Below are 20,375 nucleotides of genomic sequence, written 5' to 3'. Positions count from 1 at the left end.
TTGAGTTTCCTTACCTTCGAGCGTGAGAGTCGACAAATAACCGTCCCAAAGAAGGACGACGACAGCCACACTCCTCCGAAACGTCTTTTGTGCTTGTAATATAAGGAGTTATACAATGCCGAAGGAAAATCAATATTCCCACATTTCTAGTAACGCTCGTCTTCGTAATACCACCGCGATGATCCTAGCGGGAGGTAAGGGAACACGGCTTAAAGAACTCACCTCAACTATTGCTAAACCAGCGGTCTCATTTGGCGGCAAATTCAAAATCATCGACTTTGCCTTATCAAACTGTATTAACTCTGGTATCCGCAAAGTTGGTGTACTCACTCAGTACATGGCTCAGGACCTAATTAGCCATATACAATCAGGTTGGCAATCGTCCTATTCTGCCTTAGGTGAAGGTGTCCATATCATTCCTGCGCAACAACGTGTTGGCGAAAACTGGTATCGAGGCACCGCGGACGCTATCTACCAAAACCTCGACCTGATAAAACGACACGATCAAACTGAGCGCATCTTGATTCTTGGTGGAGACCATATCTACAAGATGGACTACTCTCGAATGATCAACTTCCATGTGGAAAGCGGCGCTGATGTCACCGTGGCTTGTATTCAAAAACCCATCGAGCAAGCATCTGAATTTGGCGTAATGGGATTAAACGACGAAGGCGATATCATCAACTTTGTAGAGAAACCAGCAAACCCAACCCCTATGCCTAACGATGACTCTAAGGCTCTCATTTCAATGGGCATCTACATTTTTAACGTAGACGTTCTAGATGCTGAATTGCGTCAGGCTCTTACCTGTCCTGACTATAAGCACGATTTCGGACACAACATCATCCCTAGTCTTATCGGTCGCAGCAATCTCAAAGGCTATGTGTTTACAGAACGTGGTCATCCGGGCGCCAATGGCTATTGGCGAGATGTCGGTCATGTAGATGAATATTATGCTGCCACGATGGACTTACTCGCTCCGACACCAGAACTAGATATCTATGACAAGAGCTGGCCTATTATGACCAACCAAGTTCAGCGTCCTGGAGCTAAGTTTCTGTTTAATGACCCAAATCGTCGTGGGTATGCCGTAGACTCAGTGGTTTGCGCCGGAGCAATTATCTCGGGTGCACAGGTTACACATACTTTGGTCTCTTCTGATGTTCGCATCGATGATTTTACCGAAATCACTGACAGCATTTTGCTGCCAAGTGCTTCGGTAGGACAAAACTGCAAGCTGAAGAAAGTGATTGTCGGCGAAAACTGTCACATTCCAAACAGTATGGAAATCGGCTTTGACGTGGAACTGGATAAGCAGCGCTTTACTGTTACTGACGAAGGCATCGTCCTCGTCACTCAGGACATGTTCCCGCTGAAAGAGGACAGCCCTCTCGTTTCCGAAGATGAGAAAAGCACTCAAACCGCATAACGGCTTCTCGCATTTCTCTATCAAAACGCCCTTTTCCTAGGGCGTTTTTTGTATCGATGAGACTATACGCTGCGCGAGTTCTTTATAACTACCACCATCACAAGTAGCACAAAGTAAAGCCCCAGAAGCGGAAATGCAGAACCGACAGGCAAAGTCGAAGCAACAAACGAGACCAACGCCGTACACAACCAACTACCCGAAAAAACAATGGCATTAGCCACACCGGCAATATGCGGGAAGGGTAATAACGCCTTTCCCAGATATAACGGAAATAGCATTCCCAGAGAAACTATAATCACGGCAACTGGCAACAAGAACGCCAACAAATTCAATCCATAAATATATTGAAATGACATACCAATCACTAACGCGACTAGCGACGCAGTGATTGCAAAGTTAGTTTTTCGTTCAGCGGATACACTAAATAAAAAACGATTCGCCAAATTACCTAGCAACCAACACGCACCCAACGCTAAGGCAATATTGCCATAAAACACCGGACTATAACCCAAACGAGATTGGATGATAAAAGGGCCGACAGTATTGAACGCTGGCAAAATACTGTAGAAAACGCCACAAATGATGGCTGTACGTTGAAAGTTTCGATTTAAGACGATCTCGGTAAGATTGCTTTTAATTTGCTCCCCTCGTAATGGCTGCACAATTTGCAGTGTTTCACGAAAAAACAAGCAAAGAAAAACGCCTCCTAATGAGACCCAGATTGCCAGCGCAATAAAGACCGATTGCCAACCAAACATAGATTCTAAATGACCACCTACAAACGGAGACAAGGTAATTCCCATCGCAAACGAAATCGTAATCCAGTTAACCGCTTTCAGATACTCCGCTCCATGATACATATCTTTGATCACTGCCCTGCCTCCAACACAAACGAAAGACACAGCAAGCCCTTCAATGAGTCGAAGTACGATTAAGCCGTAGATATTGGGAGAAATAATGGATAGGAGTAAAGCAGTCACCAGCAGGAAGACTCCAATAAGCATTGGTGTCTTGCGGCCGTATGCATCGACAATGAAACCAGCAACCAGCTGCCCAAGGCCAAACCCCAACATTGCTGACGTAAATGACCATTGAGTCAACGTTTCAGTAGCCGAAAATTCAGTTCTGATGGAAGGAAGAGATGGCACCACAATATCCACTACTATCCCGCCTAGTGAGATGAGCAGATACATGAGAATTGCGAGGTTATTTCTTTGCTGATTAGTCATAGCAAGTAATAAAAGTATCAAGTTGGCAGTGTATCTACCCTTCTAATCGTAGCTCCCCTTAATGTCTAGATAACAAAAGTTCACAACTAACTCAGCGTAACGTTAATCTCTCCATAGCGTTTTATCGATTCAATCCAAGAGTTTACTTCTTCGTCGTCAGGCATTTTCGCATCTACACCATACGTTTTGCCAATTTCGGTCGCTTTTCCTTTGCCGAAATTATGATAAGGAAGCACCTCGACCTTTTGGATATTTGTCATAGACTTCGCATGCTTTGCTATTGCTGCAAAGTGGTCATCGGAAAGGTTGTAACCGGGGATCATAGGGCAACGTAGAATCACTGATGCGTTGATTTCGCTAAGCAGCTGAAGGTTGGTATCTACCAAGCGGCGGGTCATACCCGTTAGCGTTTTATGAAGCTCATCTCCGGTGGCCTTGTAGTCAAATAGAAACAGATCAACATACGGTGCTATCATTCGATAATAATCCGTTTTGGAAGCACCATTGGTTTCAATACATACATGCACACCATTAGCTTTGCACATTTTCGCCAACGCTAAACAGAACTCGAATTGCTTAAGCGCTTCCCCACCAGATAGCGTAATTCCGCCGCCTGACTTTTCGAAATACACCTTGTCTTTAATGACCTCAGCAAAAACCTGTTCTACTGTCATCTCCTTCCCATAAATCTTGAGTGCATCTTGCATACAAGCATCAACGCATTGACCACAGATTTGGCAAGCTTCAAAATCAACGTTGTGGTTACCTTCAGCATCAACACTATGTACATTGTTAGGACATACTTGCTCGCAGCGACGGCAACCAACACATTTATCCGCATTGAACGCGAGCTGTTTCTGAGCGCTCAGTGACTCAGGATTGTGGCACCACACACACTTCATTTGGCAACCTTTCATAAACACTGCCGTTCTAACACCTGGACCGTCATTGACACTGAATTTCTGAATGTCGAATACCACACCTGTAGTTGATGATTGAGCGAAGGATATGTGAGAAGTAGAGTCTTTGATGAGCATGTGCTGCCTCATAACTGTCGCAAGAAAAAAGGGCGAACCTATACTGCCGTGTTCGCCCAATCGGAGGTGTTTAGTCGTTAAGCGTGCGATTTAAAATTTCTAGCTGTACGTCTTTATCTAGGTTGACGAATTTGGCACTAAATCCACCCACACGAACCACAAGATTCGGATATTTTTCGGGATTATGATAAGCGTCTTCAAGCTCACCTTTGCCAACTACACTAACCATAATTTGTGGCCCGCCCTGTTCAAAGTAGCCATCCAGTAAAGCTTCAACGATCATCCGTTTGTTTTGGTACATATTCTTACTGAATTTCATGTTTTGCACCGAACCAGCGTGTACCTCAGCTTTCAATTTTGCCAGCGAGTTTAGCATCGCCGTTGGTCCATTCTTATCAGCACCACTTTGTGGATTGTTGGCATTACTCATATAAACGCCAGTGTGACGGCCATCTGCCGACGCGCTGGTTGCACGTCCCCACTCTGTGTTCACTTGGTTATTGATGATAACGACTAAGTAGCTGTCCATACCCACCTTTGCCGCGGAATCTTTAATGCCGTTGCAGATGTACTCGTGCATTTCCACAGCAATATCATCGACATACGCATCATCATTACCAAACTTAGGTGCGTTGATCAGATCATATTTCATACGATCATAACCATCAAAATTAACGCGCAGTGCCTGGATAAGCTCGCTATAACTGTATTTTTTGTCCTCAAAGATGACTTTTTTGATTGCCGCTAAAGAATCGTAAGCGTTGGTGTTGCCGTACGTTTCGTTAGTACCACCAAGCTTATATACGCCGCCATCCAGTAGAGCCTTACTGCGGCCAATACAGTCATCAGTCAAAATACTGGTAAATAGGAAACCCACTTCCTGATTCATCACTTGATAAGAGAATGCTTGAGCTTTCGAAGTCTGTTCAATATAGAAATCCAGCAGATCTTTGTAGTTCTTAACCACATCATCAAAACTTGTGACCTGCTCAGGTTGTAATAACGAGGTACCACCACTTTTGTTTTGACCGTCCCAGAAATCCGTGCCACCAGTCAGCGAAATGTTGAGAATTTTGAGGATGTTGATACACGTATTCGGAGTTCCAACACTTTTACCAGATAACACAAACTCACCACAGCCGAATGGAACATAGTGTTGTGCATCTTGTTCGGAAATCTGCATCGAGTTCATTACGGCAGGTACGTTCACATCATCATTATAAAGAATCGGATAGGTCAGCCCTTCGCCAATCGCTTCTAGGGCATCTTGGTAAACATCCTGATTCATCCCTTTGTAAATTCGAAGCGTAAACTGCGGCTCAGTATCTTTGTTCTCACGCACTGCCTGAATCGCAAGCTTGCAATAAACATCCGCGGTTTCAGGATTACGTCGCCCAAGACCTCCGACAACGACGCGACCATTAACCGTGGTTTTACGAGCTTCAATAAGGCGATAGTGTGATCGAATATAATTGATGGCCTGACGTTCGGTAATGCGCCCAGCCTCCAAGTCAGCTACTAGTAAATCACCTAAATAATCATCCATACGACCAAAGTTAACCACCCCAGAACATAAGCTATACAACCATGAGAGCTGGATACCTTGTAAGAATGTTTGTGGTTTGTCATTACGAATGGCATTGAGCGCATCTATCAAATCATTCATTTGATGTTTGCGCGTTAAGTCTGTGGTGACTTCAAGCTGTTTTGCACACAGCTTGATGTGATGATCAATGACCTGCTCAACAATATCAAAGCAACCCAAGAAGGATTCATGCAGCGCAATAGCTTTTTTATCGTCACAAGCGCGAGCAGAATCGAGCTTGTCACCAATTAGGCGGCGCATACCGCCGATACCATTATCAATCAGCTTATTGTAATCAAGGTACATGCCGCTAAGGCGCGCTGTAGCAATAGCAGGGTAGTTTACGTCAACAAACTTACCAAGTGTGGTGTCGGTTAACGTTTGTCGGAAGTAAATGGAGCGCGTATCTCTCTCTTTCCAGTAATCCAACAATACGTCTACTCGACTGTGATCTTCAGAAGAGAGTTCCGTTTTAAAGGCTTCAAGTTTGTCAAAATTACAGTAGTGACCCACGCCCCCTACAGAAGTCACACTACCAAAACCAATAGGCAGAGCGTCTAGACGACCCACGACGATATCTTCCGATTCGATTTGGCGGAACAACACAGGATAGAGTTCAGACAAGCAAGCCACTTCTCGTTTATAAAGATTTTCTTCGCTTTGATGGGCTCGCGTATACGCTTCCATAATTTCAAGCTGCATTATTGCGGGCTTCTCACATGGAATTTTCTTGTTTACGTCTACTTGGCTTGGATTATTTTCGATTTTGGATGACATGGTAGGGCTCCTCGTATCTTTATGAGATAACCATAAATCCACACCAAAAATATGTAAATACAAATATTATTGATTTTGCCAAAATGATGATCGAGATCATGCATCAAAAAATGTTACTAACCACTTTGTTTTGGAATGGGCTTTTCTGGTAACATCTTAAGTATTAACGGATAGTCTCTCGATACCTCTTGCCAGATATGTGTTGACAGGTATAGGGTTAAGAGGCTTTGGTCAGCAATTTGTATAGTTGTAAATGAAGTAATGAAATACGTAGAAGTTTATCAAGCAATCAAGGCTGACATTATCAACGGCCTTTCTCCAGCTTGGTCTCAGCTCGAAGGTGAGCACGCACTATCAGATAAATTTGGCGTCAGTCGCCCGACATTAAGAAAAGCGATTGAGAAGTTAAAACAAGAGTCTTTTGTGCACTCCAGACAAGGCTCTGGGATTTTTGTTAATCCGCCAGAATTCTATCAAGACAATAATTTAACCAGTATTTCTGAGCGAATAAACAAGGATACGGACCTAAAAAACATCGTGCTAGAATTTAGTTCAGTCCTTGCAAATCAATCACTTGCAGATAAGTTTCGTTTAGACGTTGGCGCCAGTCTTCATCACTTCAAACGAATGCGTATTATCAATGGTGAACCCGCTATTCTTGAAGAAACTTGGATGCCTAAGAGTTTATTTCCTGATTTTACAGAAGCTCATTGTGAGCACTCTGTTCTTACCTACGTGGAGCAAGTTGCAGGGCATAACATAAGTCATGATGCAAAAACCATCTCCGGCAAGATGCTGAATGATAAAGAAGCATTCCTGCTAAGAGTCGAACCCGGACACTTGTGCCTTTCTATCCAACATAATGTGTATCTCCTGCATTCAGTACTTGCGCAATACACAATTGAAACCTTGGCTTCAAACGAACTGACCACTGTATCAATACGCTGATTTATCAGTCAGTTAACCCACCTTATTGGCGGTTTCATCCTATTAAAACCGCCTGTGCTCTGTCCTCAACTACCCCACACCTTTGGTTAAAGCCCAGTCAAAACCCACCACTTGACTTAACAAATATTTTTGTGATTTTGAAAGCACTTTGGTTTCCAATATTCGTTATCCACCTCACAGTTCACCACAAATCAGAATACCCACACACAATATAATGATTTAGATCAATCTCTATCTACAAAACCATTACTAAGATTATTTTAAATTTGTAAATACATAAATTAAAAATCCCTACCAAGAAGAGATCTACATTATGATGAAAGAGATCCTAAACGCGCAGCTAATCAAGCTTGATTTGGCGGCAACCGACAAGGACGCGGTATTCAATGAATTAGCAGATGTGCTAGTCAATGCTGGCAAAGTATCTGACAAACAACAATTTGTGAAAGATGTCTGGGCACGCGAAGAAACTGGTAACACAGGTTTTGAAGATGGCATTGCACTGCCACATGCCAAGAGCGCCTCAGTTGTTTCACCAGCGATTGCCGTTGGTATCAGCAAACAAGGCATCGAATACGGCTCAGAAGACGGACAACCTTCTAATATCTTCTTTATGATTGCTTCGCCTGAAAAAGCGAGCAACTTCCATGTCGAAGTCCTTGCAAAATTATCTTCAAAGATAGTTGAGCCTACATTTTTAGAAAACCTACGAAGCACGACATCTAATGAAGAGGCGCTTGCCTTATTAGTGGCAGACGACAAAGCATCGGCACCAACTGTCGCCGCTACCAAAGGCTTTATTATTGGTGTGACGGGTTGTCCGGTAGGGGTTGCACACACTTACTTAGCAGCAGAAGGCATCGAAAATGCTGCCGCCGAAATGGGGTACGAGTGCAAAGTTGAAACAAACGGCTCTGTCGGTGTTAAAAACATCCCTACCGAAGAAGAAATTGCTCGTGCAGATGCCATTGTTGTGGCTTGCGATAAACAAGTTGATCTTAATCGCTTTAAAGGCAAACGCGTTATTATCACTGGCGTCAAAAAAGCTATCAAAGATGCTGACAAGTTGATTGAACAAGCCCTTGCCGCCCCTCTCTATGCGGGCGATGGTAAGTCTAGCGCGAGCCAAGCGACAACGAGTCCTGGTGGGTCAGGCAAAGACCTATACAAGTACCTAATGAATGGCGTATCTCACATGATCCCATTTGTAGTCGTCGGCGGTATTTTGATTGCCATTTCCCTAGCTATCGGCGGAGAACCAACACCGGGCGGCCTTGCTATTCCTGAAGGCAGTTTGTGGAACAAGATCCTTGATGTCGGTGTGGTCGGCTTCACCCTAATGATTCCGGTTCTAGCCGGTTATATTGCTTACGCTATCGCGGACCGTCCAGGGCTTGCACCGGGCCTCATTGGTGGCTGGATTGCCAACAACGGTTCATTCTATGACGCTGATGCTGGTACAGGTTTTATTGGTGCAATCATTGCTGGTCTCTTGGTTGGTTACTTCGTGAAATGGATTGTCAGCTTCAATTACTCGAAGATGATTCAACCACTCGTTCCTATTATGATCGCGCCAATTGCTGGTTCGCTCTTTATTGCCGCCGTATTCATTTTCATCATCGGAGCCCCAATCGCAGGCATCATGGAAACCATGAACAACGTCCTAGCGAACTTATCAACCGGTAACGTAATCATCATTGGTTTGGTCATCGGTTTGATGCAAGGTTTCGATATGGGTGGTCCATTTGGTAAGGTCGCCTTCCTATTCAGTGTTGGTCTGATTGCCGAAGGACAAACTCAGTTTATGGGGGCACAAGCGGCAGCCATTCCAGTTGCTCCATTAGGTATGGCATTAGCTGCATTCCTCGGTAGCCGCATGAAACTGTTCGAACGTGAAGAAGTCGAAAACGCAAAAGCAGCAACCGCTATGGGTATGGTCGGTATCTCCGAAGGCGCTATTCCGTTCGCTGCACGTGACCCATTTGCTGTAATTCCTGCGAACATGATTGGTTCAGCAGTAGCTTGTGTGCTTGGCTTTACATTCGGTCTAACTTGTAACGTTGCACACGGTGGTCCAATCGTCGTTCTACTTGGTGCGTTCAACAAACCTGTTCTAGCATTGCTCGCAATGGCTATCGGTGTTGTTACTACGGCCGCTGTTGCGATTACGCTGAAGAAGATTCGCTATAACAAAGCGCAAAAAGAGCAAGCGACACAGTTAGCAATGAGCTAAGTCCCTTGCATATTCGTAGTCTCAACCATTAGTAACCATGCTACGTCATAAGCCAGCAGTGAACTCTGCTGGCTTTTTAGTTTAGCCAAATACGCACAGGTCGGCTCACTGCAATCATGACAGTCCGGGTTATCGTTTACACATTAAATAGAGTTTCGATTTTGGAGTAGCAGATACGCTTTTTCCACTAAGAAACGCGGCTTGTTCCTCATCTAGCCAAAAGGGTAAAGCTGTGGGCCATGCAGCCACATCAATATGACGTTTTAGAGCTTCAATATCCGGCTTAGTTACTAAACTTGCATTTAGCGATTGGCCCGTCTGCTTCGCTACTTCATAGGAAAAACGCTGCCAACGTTGATTGACTTCCCAGTTAGAAGTGCGTCGACTTTCCGGATAGGTGGGAATAAAGAAGACCTGTTCGCCAACCTGTTGCTGATTCTCAAGAACAACCTTTGATTCGTTGTAACTCTTAAGGACTGAAGTCATTTGACTATGATTCGCAGAGATTAAAACGTGCTGCCGGAGAAAAGTCTCTTTTTTAATCAGACTAGAAATATAACGTCCAACTACCTTGGCATCGATATATTGAGAGTAAGGACCACTCAAGCATCGATAGTACTCTCCATCAAAAGATTGCACTAGGTTGCTTTGCGTAGCAATTGCCACCTTTCGGTGAGTATCGTCAACATGAAATGGTTTAGAAGAGGCCCCACATTGAACCCAATAAAAAGCCGGCTTTTCGTCAGGTTGATCATTTCCATACAGCCCCTTACCAATAGGACAGTCTGATGATAGTAGCGGCAAAAATGATGAGTATCGCGTTGTATCACAACGCTCTTGCACATACTCGGTAACCGCACTTTCATGCTCAACCGCTAGCAGTGGGAAGCTATAGATAGGTAAGACGGTTAGAACGAACCGTTTGTAGTGAGAAGTCAGCAAAAAGTACATTCCCAGGGCGAATCCCTCTACAGCACTTCTGGAACCATCACGACCTCTCGCGCTGACGCTTCATCAATGCATTCGTTTAGCCACTGGATTCGTGCTTGCAGTTGTTTACATTGAAGCTTAGCGGAAGAAGTTTTCTTCCTGTCATGAGCAACATTTTCGAGATAAAGCAGAACGTTGTTCAGTGCGTGTTGAGTTTGGTGCAAACCACTGAGCAAATGTGAATGTAAGATATCACTAGAATCCATACTTACGCTTGCCATCAATTTTGAGCACAGCTCATCTCGTATTGCTGGGAATGCTAGTTTTCGCCCGAGCCAATTGGCAAGTGCTTCTCTCCCCTCTTTTTCAACTATATATTGTCGTTCTCTTGGCTGATAGCTGTGCTCGGTCGTACTCATACTAATCCAACCGTGCGAGATCATTCGTTTTAGTTCGGTGTATACCTGTTGAGAGTTAACTTTCCAGTATGGTAAGGCATTAATAGTTCGAACTAATGTCGCGCCATTCATCGCTTTTGTACTAAGGTGAGTCAATAAAATGTATTTAAGTGCCATATTCGCCAGATGATTCAAGGAGTTGGTTTAAGATTCTCTAGAGCTAAGTTCAAAACCTTCTCTATTCATCATCTAAGGCAACATTTATTTTTTTATCTGTTTCGTATTGATTCAGTGCGTACACAGACCAAATAACCGCAGGTATCCAACCAATTAAAGTTATTTGCAGAATCAAACAGACCACCCCCGCTACAGGTTTTCCGATCGTGAAAAATTGCAACCATGGAATAAGAATCGCTAGTAATAGTCTCATTAGTGTTTACCTATTGACCAAAAAGTTGGTCATCTACCATTGAAAATATTGCACTAGTATATCTTTCACTCGAAAACATTGATGTCCGATTATTCTTGCTTTGTTTCCTTCATTCTTAATAGGTTGGCATCTATTTGAATCCGCGAACTCGCCAATGCACCAATAAATTACGGCAACCTAAAAACAAAACCAGAGGAAATCAGGCGATCTCCCCTGGCAGTGCATTTAGAATTTAAACCCTACGGTAAAACCAAATTGGGCGTTCTCTTTCACTGGGGTTCGCACTTCTTGGTTTCCGGTCATATAAAGACTTTGTACTCTTGCATCTGCATAGATCCCCACCGGCGTTGTTAGCCTTAAGCCCGCAGCAGACGTCAGATAATTTCCTGAAAAATTGCCACTATACGAGTCAATATTATCTTGGGTGTCGCTAGGAATAGCGACTAAAAGTCCCACATTGTGCGACTCAATAGAACCACTTACGTGTGCACCGCCAAAAGCAGCATAAGGCTTTAGGTCCCACCCATCTGCGATATTAAAAGCATAACCTATTTCACCTTCAATTCGCGCATCGTAGCCATCCGTCTTGCCACCATACAACGCCTTAGATGAGTACTGATTGTGCTCACCGTCAAACCTCATTAATGAACCATTAACCGAGAAAATCCGATTAAAATCATAACCAACCTCTATTTTTGGCTGTGCCTTTAGTGTCCCTACCCCATCCACTTTCATCCCTGTTGTTGCTCCGGCCCCGATACGCAAACCAGCATAGTCATTGCTTGCTTGAGCCATGCTCGAGAAACCCGTTACCAATGCAACTAACAGTACTTTTTTCATTTACTACCTCTGTCTTTAGAAATGACGCGCAAATAGCGCAAGTTCAACCGCCTAACCCCGCTAAAAAGCGGGGGAAGAAGGAGGAAGAGGTATGTACTACCTTGAAGCTAAGTGGGCTAATTCGACAGGTAGTTTAATCTCGTCGACTGGGCAATCATGGGCTAGCGTTTGGTCGCGCTTGGCAACACGCTCCAATGCAGCTTGTTCCCAACCTTGAATCCGCTTAGTGGCTTCGCCGTGTATAGGCGCAATACCCGTGTCATACACTTCAATAAACACATCGTTATTCTTAATCTCTGAATAGCAAGTGTGTTGGTCTCCATAAGGACAGTTTGAAATCACAACATACAGATCTTTTTCTGCGTACCACTCAATCGCCGTTCCATCTTTCACAGGTGGGGTTGGACACATTCGAGCTCGCGTAATTCTGTTCTCATCTTGGGTAAAGCGATTGCCTTGAAAGATATTCCAATCATTACGGTCCGAGAAAAATTGAATCACTTCCTGACGCAAGGTGTCATCTTCAATGTTAGCAATGGCAGGAATTCGCCCAAAGCCATGAATAAAGTTCTCATGACAAGAGTTACGCACGTTTTCTTTACCTTGTGCCAATCCAATCAACTCAGGAGAACAATGCGCCGCTAACCAAATATGCGAGAAACCTTCTGGTAATTCGTCATATGGGAACTCATCTTCCACCAGCGTCGCCATCTTTTCGAAATGACGGCTTTGAGACCAAATACCGGAATAGAGTCTTTGGTTAAGCCCTTCAACAGCTGTAGAGCTTAAATGACAGCTGTATTGCTCTAAGTCGGGAGTCACCATCAGCACGTCCATAATCTGAGTACGACCATTGTTGCCTTCTGCGTTTGGACGCTGCTCAATACGAATAACCTGACCTTTTTTAACTAAGAAGGCATTACCGGTTTCCGCTTCAAGTACGTCCGTGTAAACCAATTGACGTTTTTTACCAGACTTAGTCGCTCTCACTTTTTGGTAGAAGTCCAAGTCTGGGCTAATTGCTCTCGCAAACGTCTCGACTGGATCAACATCAGAGTTATAACTAGAGTCGAAGTTTTCTACTTGATTTACATGTTTATGGCACATAAGTATTTACCTATGATTGCAACATCCATGTAGGCTACGGCCGAGGGTTCCTGGCTCGACTTCAGAAATTTAGTAAGCGTCCTTGCTCAGTTTTTGTCCTTTAAAAGATTGATGTCTGTTACTTACTATTGCGCTTTGAAGATTTAAACAACGTCTTAATCTTGCGCTTTATCAAGCCCACGAGGGGCTTTCCTAGAATGGCGATGGAGCCAAATAAAATGACTTCATTAATGGCAAACCCAATGCCGACTATCGATACCGTTTGTTCTGCTGACCAACTCATTGAAGCACCTAGCGCTCCAAGTCCTGCTGGCACAGCAAACATCCCTATGTTGGTGATAATGAAGGCAACCAGCGCCGCCTTCTTTATCGGAGTATCAACCAACATTGTTAGATTTGAGTCTGGTTGATTCGACATAAAGACCCCTCTCTATTTAATCGAGTTATCTTTGGTCGCAATGCGTTGGTAGATTCGCTCTTCCCAACCACCAATCTCTCCCAAGTGTTTGGTTTCCGGTTGAATTCCCGTGTCATAAACACTCACATACACTGGGTTTGGACGAGCCTCCGGATAAGGCAATGCTTGGTCTGCATAAGGACAATTACTTACCACTACATATATGTCTTTTTCAGCATAGAACTCACAGCCGACACCATCGTCAACCGTCGGCGTAGGGGCTAAGACACAGCGCGTAATACCATTGTCGTCTTGAGTGAATTTATTTGGTTGAAACATGTTCACATCATTTCGGTCAGCAAAGGTTTGTACCACTTGACGTCGTAGCGTTTCATTTTCAATAGCTGCAATTGCCGGGACTCGGTTGAAACCTTGAATAAAGTTCTCTTGGCAGCTATTCACGTTGCCTTCTTCGCCATAGCACATATGTAGCCATTCAGGGCAGCAGTGCGCTGCAAAGAAGATGTGACTAAAATCTTCATCCATTTTTTCATATGGAAACTCATCTTCAACCAAGGTTACGATTTTCTCCATGTAACGGCTTTGTGACCAGACAGCGCTGTACAACCTTTGATTCAGCCCTTCTACCGCGCTGGTATTTAGGTGGTCACCATATTGTTCAAGATCTGGGGTGACGAAATGAACGTCAATAATTTGAGTGCGATTATTGTGTAAGCTTGGACGCTGTTCAAAACGAATGACCTGACCTGCTTTCACCAAAAATGCATTACCCGTGTGAGGTAACAACACGTCATCATAAACATGCTGGCGTGTGCCATTAGCTTTAGTGCCACGAACGTCTTCATAGAAAGCGACGTTTGGTGAGACTTTACGCTCATAGGTTTTTACTGGGTCAATGTCTTCGTTGTATACAGATTTGATGTCAGTTGTCATGGTCTTTACCTTCTCTAACTATAATAAAGCGCGTCCGTTCAACTATGTATTGTCAAAACGATGTTGCCGTTTCCCCTCTGACAACGCCTATATTAGTCATTTTTTCTGAAATACAAATTCAGTAAACCTTAAGAAAAATTGACAGTTAAAAACAAAGACCTTAGCAGCTACCCCGAGTTGCAAAGCTCATGAATTCACCTAACATTAAGTGTTATCTACAAGATCAAGAACTGAGATGTAAGTTTTACTGACATGTTAACTGTTAATCTACTCCAACTTCAGGCATTCGTTCTCGCTGCGGAAACCGGCTCTTTTTCTGCCGCAGCTAGGAAAATGAAAAAAACTCATTCAGCAATAAGCATGACCATCTCCAATTTAGAGTTAGATGTTAACCAAGCGTTGTTTGATCGTTCCACGCGAAACCCTACCTTGACAGCGGCTGGTGAGGTTCTTCTGAAAGAGGCCAAACTTGTCTTAGCACAATGTGAGAATTTTGAGCGCTTGGCTAACGAACTTGACCCGAAAGAAGAAACGGAATTTACCTTGGCGCTGGATAGTGTTTACAGCGTTCCGATGGAAAAAGAGATTCTGACGTTGCTCGCCGACAAATTTCCAAAGCTTAAACTCAAACTGGTCGAGAAGCCTTCCTCCGGAGTTATTGCGTCAGTAGTAAAAGGTGAGGCCAACATTGGTTTCACTCTGCTAGAGCAACCTATATTTAGCAATCTCGGATCCATCGCACTGCCTTCAGCGGAGCTGCTATACGTCGCTAGTCCAGAACACCCATTAGCCAAACTGGAAAAAGTGACACTCGTGGACTTGCAACGTCACAGGCAAGCCTATCTTTCCCATGACGCCAAAGCTAAAGATACCACCGTCTCAGCCAACGTCTGGGAGTGTGAATCTATATCCGCCGCCAAAACGGCTATCGCCTATGGAACTTGCTGGGGAATGGCGGTTGAACCCTTTATTCAACCGCAAATTACTTCAGGACAGCTCGTTAAACTCAATGTTGAGTCATCGCTCAAAAAGAGTATTCCTGCGGCTTTGATATGGAAAATTGGTGATGAGTCCGGGCGAGTACACAACGCAATTCGAGCTTTGTATACCAAACCAGAGCCGAACTAAAAGACCATCAACTTTCTCGTCATATAATATAATTGAACGATTGTTCAAAAGGTTTGCGATACCCGTAAAAACGAGTTAGGATTTTTCTATCAAGTCGGATTCTGATGAAGCAAAACAGCTTCCATTCAATGCATTAGGAGATGCTATGAGTAACGAATATATCCCACCTAAAGTTTGGACTCACGACAGTGAAAGCGGCGGCCAATGGGCTAGCATTAACAGGCCGGACTCTGGAGCACGTCATGAGCAAGCGCTGCCTGTTGGAGAGCATGCTTTACAGCTTTACTCTCTCGCTACACCAAATGGGCAGAAGGTTACCATCATGCTAGAAGAGCTGCTTGCTCTGGGTAAATCTGACGCTGAATATGACGCTTACTTAATCAACATTGGCGAAGGCGATCAATTTGGTTCTGGCTTTGTGGACGTTAACCCAAATTCAAAGATCCCTGCACTGCTTGATCGTTCCGGTGACACACCTGTACGAGTATTTGAATCGGGTAACATCCTACTCTATTTAGCAGAGAAGTTCGGTGCTTTACTGCCGAGCGATCCTGCTAAGCGCGTTGAAGCGATGAACTGGTTATTCTGGCTTCAAGGCTCTGCCCCTTATCTTGGCGGCGGTTTCGGCCACTTCTACGCTTACGCACCAGAAAAGTTCGAATACCCAATTAACCGTTTCACTATGGAAACAAAACGCCAGTTACATTTATTGGACGCTAGACTCGCTGAGAATCAATACCTTGGTGGCGACGAATACAGCATTGCTGATATCGCAACTTGGCCTTGGTATGGCAATCTAGTGATTAACAACCAATACAATGCCGCTGAGTTTTTAGACGTAGAAAGCTATCCAAACCTCATTCGCTGGGCTAAAGACATCGCAGCACGACCAGCCGTTAAACGTGGTCGTATTGTTAACCGCTCTTGGGGCGAAGAATGGGAAACACTCACTGAGCGCCATAGCGCTGCTGATATTGACGCAGTATTGGCGAAGCAGCCTAAGTAAATATTAAGTCGTTGCCATTAGCTTTTTGTTGCTAGTGGCAACCTTAACAAAAACCTCTCAAATCATATTTATAGCGTCATGTGCCAACGACAATGCCAACTCCAGACAAAAATGCCGCCATGCCCAAAGACAAGGTAATGATCTTGTAACGTCCAGCTTTGCGCCGAATACATGCAGACGATACGAAATACAACGAATAGTAAGTAGCAATACTTAGAGCGGAAGCAAAAAACAAGGCAAAAAGCCAAGTTCCCCCCTCATAATCTAGTGCTTTCTTAAGGATAGATAGAGCGATTAAAAAGGATACAAACAGAGTTCTGAACCATGACAATGTCGTGCGTTCAACTTGTAACCCTGCGTCACTTTTTAACGTAGCTTCATTGGATGAATGAATCACTATAGATACTACTCAGTAAAACAACGATAACTAACACCATTAAGACGGGAATGATTTTTATAGCATTTGAATAACTAAGATTCGAGTTAAGCCGCATTGCTATCTCATTTCCTCGCCAATTAGAGTAAGCAAAGATCGAGCAGATAATTGATACAGCAAGCAGTGCGATACAAATCAATGGCTTATAAAACTCATCGTTGAGACTATTAGCCAACTGGTCAACGGCTATAGCGGCTGTAAAAAAACCTAACGCTGTACGAATCCACGCTAAAAAGGTTCTTTCATTTGCCAAAGTAAATCTATAGTCAGGGTCATTACCCTGCTTTCTCCAAGACATAATAAGCCCCCTAAAAAGCGGGAATGAACCCGCTTGATAGTTACTTTAATTCTAGACTGGTTTAAGCATTTGCATATCTTCCGAGCTCACTGGAAGATAGCGTGCATTGTGTAAACGATAGGATGACCAATATCCCATCCAGCGAGGATCAGATAAAAGCAAATCTTTCGCTTGCGCGACAATAGACTCTTTATGAATTAGGTAATCACTCGAATCCAATAGGTTTGTTTGATCATCACGATCTAGATGGTGCAGTTCTTCGAAACCTGTAGTGGCGTTGTAGCCATAGAAGTATTTCTTATCCTCAATATCCACCTGAAAGCCAAATCCATAATTACAGCCAACATGAACTCCAGTCTGATAAACTTGCGTCAGAGGCCGACGCTCTTCTCCTTGCATCACTTTGGATAGGCTATCACCTTCCATCTGCGGTGGTATTTCAATACCCGCAAAACCTAGAATGGTTGGTGCTATATCAATCGCTGAAACTGCCACCTTACTCACGGTTTCAACAACTCTTTCGCTCTTAGGTGGCTTAATCATTAATGGAATACGAAAGATGTCAGGTTGGAAATAGGAACCTTTATCCGCCATAGCCATACGACCATTCATATCACCATGATCCGCGGAAAACACTATCGCCGTATCGTCCCACAATCCTTCCTGCTTTAAAAACTGAATCAAATGACCGATTGCATGATCAACCACTTCAACTTGGAGCAAGTGACAAGCAATGTAATCAGAGACCATATCTTCGTCATACATACCCCAATACTGTTGATAAAGTGCATATATCGGGTTGTCAGGCTCTACTAGATCAAAACTATCAGGAAGAGTAATGGCTTCTTTTATCTCCTGATAACGTTGCTCTAAACCACTAGGGACAGAGTAGGGTTGATGAGGGTCAAAAAACTCTAACTGACTAAAAATAGGCTTATTTGGAGCTTGGATTCGCGACGCTTTTATTTGGTCAATAGCCAACTTTGCAAGAAAAACCGAGTAATGTGCATCTAACGGGAAATCTGAGCCATCTTGTTGTTCAATCCAGCCACCAAAAGAGTTCGCGGGGGACATCTTATCTATTTGTAAGCCTCTAAGCTCTTTTCGATATTGTGGAAGTTGAACCCCTTGTGCGGCAAGATAAGTAAGGTAACGATCATCATCTTCTACGGGTGGCCCCCATCGATCCCAGGCATGGACGTTTTCACCAAAAGTACGCACGAATTTTTCAACGCCAACATGGCACTTACCGGAGTGCTTAAGCGAATACCCGATCCGCTTCAAATAGTCTTGGAAAATAATATCATCCAACTCCAAATCTACTTTCATCCCTACAGGTGTTCTTTCACCATTAGATAAGTACGGCGGATGCATTCCTGTAAAAATCGCAGCCCTCGCTGGTCCACATAACGGGCTAGGAGTGAATGCCGAACTGAAAGCAGTACCTTCGTCAGCAATGGCATTGATATTTGGAGTATTAATTACCTTGGATAGAGGACGGTCTGGGTGATAACAGTCCGCTGAAATCATATCCACGGTAATGAAAATTATGTTCGGCTTTTTCTGTTCATTTCTATAGAACATGCCTTTTCTTTCTTTTGGGTTTAAGAAGTCAGAAATCATCGAGGCCTCAAATATTTACAAAAGTGATAGAGCTCTACTATTCGCGCCTTATCACAGACTACTGATTCCTAAAATTAGAGGAAGTTGCTACTATAAACCATAGTAAAAATCCCTCTTGAATGTAAAAAACGAAACTATGAAAAATCAACCATTGCTCATCGAACAATCGGCTGACTCTTGCGGTATCACCTTACGCTCAATGTGGGATGTGCAAGCCGATGCTAACTACCATATCAAATGGCCTAGAGACCGTGTCCTGCCTATGCTCCCTAATGCAATCGTTGCCGTTTACACCATTCAAGGAAGTGGTTGCATTCAGCTAATTAGTGGGAAAGTTCTTACGGTATCTGCTCCAAGTGTGACATTCATAGACAGTCGAAATATAGATAGCTACTGGACAAATGGAATCGTCTGGAATCTCAATTGGTTTGAGTTTTTGATGCAAGGAGTTACCCCTATTCCATTTGAAGAGCCGATTCCGTTAAAAAACGACGCATACCCAGAAATTTTGAGCGAAGTGAAACTACTGATTGCCTCAAAGTCACCAATCAAACTTAATGCAGCTGTCGCGGGATTTGGATTTGTGTTTTACAAGTGGTTAACCCTAATCGACCAATCAAAACGCATGAGTAGTCAGGAGAAAACTGTTACCGATATCGTCGCTAAAATGAGTGAAAATATCGGACAGAACATTTCGATAAAACAATTCGCTCAAGAGTCGGGCTATACTGAGCAGTATTTAAGAAAACTCTTTTTGAAATATCTGAGCGTTACCCCCAAACAGTATTACTTAAAACTAAAATTGGATGCCAGTATGATGATGCTCAAGCGCCAAGGCACCAATGTAAAGAGAGTAGCCTTTGAGTTAGGTTTCAACGATAGCTTTCACTTTAGCAGAGCATTCAAAAAAGAATTTGGCGTCTGTCCATCAAGTGTTAATGAAACCTAGGTGTTAGCCATTGCCTAAAACGAAAAATCGTTACATTGCTACTAATTAATCAAAAAAGCCGCAAACATATCTATGTTTGCGGCTTTCTATTTAGTTTGTAGAATAGCGAATTATCTCTATTACTATTTTGCTACACTCACAACTTGAGGCTTGTTAGCTAAGCTTTGCGAATATATCAATGCGCCAACAGCAACAATAAACAATCCACACACTAAGAAATAATATGAGTGTTCATTTGGTACTAAGAAAAAGGCAGAAATTACACCACCAAAAATCAGTGTTAGTCGGCCTAAAATACGGCTCTGCATAATATCTGATTCTTCCATACCCACAGGTGAAACAATTGGCGTCTTCTGATTAATAAAGAACTGCTCTACCGCTTGTTTACGTTCTCCAACTGGTGCTTTGTAGAACAAACCTGTACAGAAGAAGAAACCCACCGTGATAACTAAATGCATAAACTGAGTGATAACTACGCCTAAGTCACCCAACTCTCGACCTGTCAACGATACACCAATTGTCTCAGACACCCATTGTGCATTGAAAACGTTGTTACTGATCAGGCTCACTATAAACCCGAAGCAAACTGTCGCCCAACCTGCCCAGTCAGGTACTCGCTTAATGGTAACTATTCACCCGCG

The 20,375-nt window shown here is 43.6% G+C and carries 20 protein-coding genes; 6 read left to right on the top strand and 14 right to left on the bottom strand.

Annotated features, from left to right (window positions below):
- The first annotated feature begins 115 nt into the window (after positions 1-115).
- The gene (glgC, locus tag HW45_RS07895) at positions 116-1,429 is read left to right on the top strand and encodes a glucose-1-phosphate adenylyltransferase (protein WP_038226114.1); all 1,314 of its coding nucleotides are present in this window, start codon (positions 116-118) and stop codon (positions 1,427-1,429) included.
- A gap of 62 nt (positions 1,430-1,491) precedes the next feature.
- On the opposite strand, the gene HW45_RS07890 is transcribed toward glgC, so the two are convergent.
- The 3 genes from HW45_RS07890 to HW45_RS07880 all read right to left on the bottom strand — a co-directional run bounded on the left by HW45_RS07890 (position 1,492) and on the right by HW45_RS07880 (position 6,057).
- Positions 1,492-2,622 carry an MFS transporter gene (locus tag HW45_RS07890; RefSeq protein ID WP_038226113.1) on the bottom strand — a complete coding sequence of 377 codons (1,131 nt, stop codon included), beginning with the start codon at positions 2,620-2,622 and terminating at the stop codon, positions 1,492-1,494.
- A 122-nt stretch (positions 2,623-2,744) separates the two neighbouring features.
- Positions 2,745-3,695 carry a glycyl-radical enzyme activating protein gene (locus HW45_RS07885; RefSeq protein WP_051867901.1) on the bottom strand — a complete coding sequence of 317 codons (951 nt, stop codon included), beginning with the start codon at positions 3,693-3,695 and terminating at the stop codon, positions 2,745-2,747.
- Between the two features lie 70 nt (positions 3,696-3,765).
- Positions 3,766-6,057 (bottom strand): pyruvate formate lyase family protein, encoded by a 2,292-nt coding sequence (locus HW45_RS07880; protein ID WP_038226112.1) that lies wholly within the window; start codon positions 6,055-6,057, stop codon positions 3,766-3,768.
- A 261-nt stretch (positions 6,058-6,318) separates the two neighbouring features.
- Here HW45_RS07880 and HW45_RS07875 point away from each other — a divergent pair, with 261 nt between their 5' ends.
- Together HW45_RS07875 and HW45_RS07870 are read left to right on the top strand one after the other, a co-directional pair.
- Positions 6,319-7,005, top strand: a complete 687-nt coding sequence (locus tag HW45_RS07875) for a GntR family transcriptional regulator (protein ID WP_038226111.1) — start codon at positions 6,319-6,321, stop codon at positions 7,003-7,005.
- A gap of 313 nt (positions 7,006-7,318) precedes the next feature.
- Positions 7,319-9,238, top strand: coding sequence for a PTS fructose transporter subunit IIABC (locus tag HW45_RS07870; RefSeq protein WP_038226110.1), 1,920 nt, complete (start codon positions 7,319-7,321; stop codon positions 9,236-9,238).
- 129 nt (positions 9,239-9,367) lie between these two features.
- Here HW45_RS07870 and HW45_RS07865 read toward each other — a convergent pair whose 3' ends face one another.
- From HW45_RS07865 to HW45_RS07835, 7 genes are all read right to left on the bottom strand, one after another.
- The gene (locus tag HW45_RS07865) at positions 9,368-10,180 is read right to left on the bottom strand and encodes a hypothetical protein (protein WP_152559648.1); all 813 of its coding nucleotides are present in this window, start codon (positions 10,178-10,180) and stop codon (positions 9,368-9,370) included.
- 26 nt (positions 10,181-10,206) lie between these two features.
- The gene (locus tag HW45_RS07860) at positions 10,207-10,743 is read right to left on the bottom strand and encodes a PadR family transcriptional regulator (RefSeq protein WP_038226107.1); all 537 of its coding nucleotides are present in this window, start codon (positions 10,741-10,743) and stop codon (positions 10,207-10,209) included.
- A 61-nt stretch (positions 10,744-10,804) separates the two neighbouring features.
- Positions 10,805-10,996, bottom strand: coding sequence for a YqaE/Pmp3 family membrane protein (locus tag HW45_RS07855; RefSeq protein ID WP_038226106.1), 192 nt, complete (start codon positions 10,994-10,996; stop codon positions 10,805-10,807).
- A 225-nt stretch (positions 10,997-11,221) separates the two neighbouring features.
- Positions 11,222-11,836 (bottom strand): outer membrane beta-barrel protein, encoded by a 615-nt coding sequence (locus HW45_RS28340; protein ID WP_051867898.1) that lies wholly within the window; start codon positions 11,834-11,836, stop codon positions 11,222-11,224.
- 96 nt (positions 11,837-11,932) lie between these two features.
- Positions 11,933-12,943 (bottom strand): DUF1989 domain-containing protein, encoded by a 1,011-nt coding sequence (locus tag HW45_RS07845; RefSeq protein ID WP_038226103.1) that lies wholly within the window; start codon positions 12,941-12,943, stop codon positions 11,933-11,935.
- 118 nt (positions 12,944-13,061) lie between these two features.
- Positions 13,062-13,361: a hypothetical protein gene (locus HW45_RS07840; RefSeq protein ID WP_038226102.1), complete on the bottom strand. Its 300-nt coding sequence runs from the start codon at positions 13,359-13,361 to the stop codon at positions 13,062-13,064.
- A gap of 12 nt (positions 13,362-13,373) precedes the next feature.
- A complete protein-coding gene (locus tag HW45_RS07835) occupies positions 13,374-14,294 on the bottom strand; it encodes a DUF1989 domain-containing protein (protein ID WP_038226100.1) in 921 nt (306 codons plus the stop codon).
- A 252-nt stretch (positions 14,295-14,546) separates the two neighbouring features.
- Here HW45_RS07835 and HW45_RS07830 point away from each other — a divergent pair, with 252 nt between their 5' ends.
- Together HW45_RS07830 and yghU are read left to right on the top strand one after the other, a co-directional pair.
- Positions 14,547-15,422 carry a LysR family transcriptional regulator gene (locus HW45_RS07830; protein ID WP_051867889.1) on the top strand — a complete coding sequence of 292 codons (876 nt, stop codon included), beginning with the start codon at positions 14,547-14,549 and terminating at the stop codon, positions 15,420-15,422.
- Positions 15,423-15,567: 145 nt separating this feature from the next.
- On the top strand, positions 15,568-16,428 hold the full coding sequence (gene yghU / locus HW45_RS07825; protein WP_038226098.1) for a glutathione-dependent disulfide-bond oxidoreductase: 861 nt from the start codon (positions 15,568-15,570) through the stop codon (positions 16,426-16,428).
- A gap of 76 nt (positions 16,429-16,504) precedes the next feature.
- Here the strand turns inward: yghU and HW45_RS07820 are convergent, their stop codons facing one another.
- The 3 genes from HW45_RS07820 to HW45_RS07810 are packed head-to-tail and all read right to left on the bottom strand — an operon-like array spanning position 16,505 to position 18,746.
- A complete protein-coding gene (locus HW45_RS07820; RefSeq protein WP_051867886.1) occupies positions 16,505-16,825 on the bottom strand; it encodes a DUF202 domain-containing protein in 321 nt (106 codons plus the stop codon).
- The gene (locus tag HW45_RS07815; protein WP_038226096.1) at positions 16,806-17,162 is read right to left on the bottom strand and encodes a YidH family protein; all 357 of its coding nucleotides are present in this window, start codon (positions 17,160-17,162) and stop codon (positions 16,806-16,808) included. Before HW45_RS07815 ends, HW45_RS07820 begins: the two co-directional genes overlap by 20 nt.
- Before the next feature lie 51 nt (positions 17,163-17,213).
- Complete coding sequence (locus HW45_RS07810; RefSeq protein ID WP_081875829.1) at positions 17,214-18,746, bottom strand: sulfatase-like hydrolase/transferase; 1,533 nt, start codon at positions 18,744-18,746, stop codon at positions 17,214-17,216.
- Positions 18,747-18,921: 175 nt separating this feature from the next.
- Here HW45_RS07810 and HW45_RS07805 point away from each other — a divergent pair, with 175 nt between their 5' ends.
- Positions 18,922-19,734 carry an AraC family transcriptional regulator gene (locus HW45_RS07805; RefSeq protein WP_038226094.1) on the top strand — a complete coding sequence of 271 codons (813 nt, stop codon included), beginning with the start codon at positions 18,922-18,924 and terminating at the stop codon, positions 19,732-19,734.
- A 122-nt stretch (positions 19,735-19,856) separates the two neighbouring features.
- On the opposite strand, the gene HW45_RS07800 is transcribed toward HW45_RS07805, so the two are convergent.
- Positions 19,857-20,303, bottom strand: coding sequence for a hypothetical protein (locus tag HW45_RS07800; protein WP_038226092.1), 447 nt, complete (start codon positions 20,301-20,303; stop codon positions 19,857-19,859).
- Positions 20,304-20,375: the final 72 nt, after the last annotated feature.

Origin of the sequence: Vibrio sp. ER1A (assembly GCF_000733315.1) — a bacterium.
GTDB lineage: Bacteria > Pseudomonadota > Gammaproteobacteria > Enterobacterales > Vibrionaceae > Vibrio > Vibrio mediterranei.
Note: the sequence above shows the minus strand (reverse complement) of the source record. Positions and strands in the feature narration are given on the sequence as shown.